This window comes from Spiroplasma endosymbiont of Lariophagus distinguendus, assembly GCF_023846195.1.
GTDB lineage: Bacteria > Bacillota_I > Bacilli_A > Mycoplasmatales > VBWQ01 > Spiroplasma_E.
In genome coordinates this window covers 1-522 of the sequence record NZ_JALMUW010000192.1, presented here as the reverse complement: position 1 = coordinate 522, position 522 = coordinate 1, and the positions used below count along the sequence as shown (strand labels likewise).

The following is a 522-nucleotide window of genomic DNA, read 5'->3' as shown; positions in this document are numbered from 1 at the left end:
TAAAACATTAACATTAACATTATTTTTAATAAATAATTGTTTAATAACATGCAAATTTCTATTAAAATAAATTGCAAAATGTAAAGGAGTGTATAATTCTTCTTCTTGTATATTTGGATTTGCTCCATTTTCTATTAAAAATTTAGGTATTAATAAATTAGTATTTTCTTCTTTAAATACTCAATGTAAAGGTACCATTCCTACTTCATTTTGTATGTTGGGATTTGCTCCATTTTCAAGTAATAATTTTACAACTTTTGGATTATTAACTATAACTGCTCAATGTAAAGGTGTGTTTGCAACTATATTATATTCATTTATATTTTTATTGTTTAATGAAATAGCAAAATCAATAAAATAATTGAATTCTTTATTGTGTTTATCTTGAATATTTACATCAGCACCATTCTCAATTATTTTTTTAATTTCTTGTAAATTATCAGTTCCATTACTTATAATAACCAATCTTATTAATTCTTTGTCAATAACTCTCATTTTAAAATACTTCCTTATTTAAAAATA

1 protein-coding gene is annotated in these 522 nt (G+C 20.9%); it reads right to left on the bottom strand.

Features of this window, described 5'->3' with window-relative positions; all coding sequences use genetic code 4:
• Positions 1-495, bottom strand: a 495-nt coding sequence (locus M0D11_RS06485) for an ankyrin repeat domain-containing protein (protein ID WP_252321178.1), incomplete at its 3' end; no start/stop codon positions are given.
• Positions 496-522 lie beyond the last annotated feature (27 nt).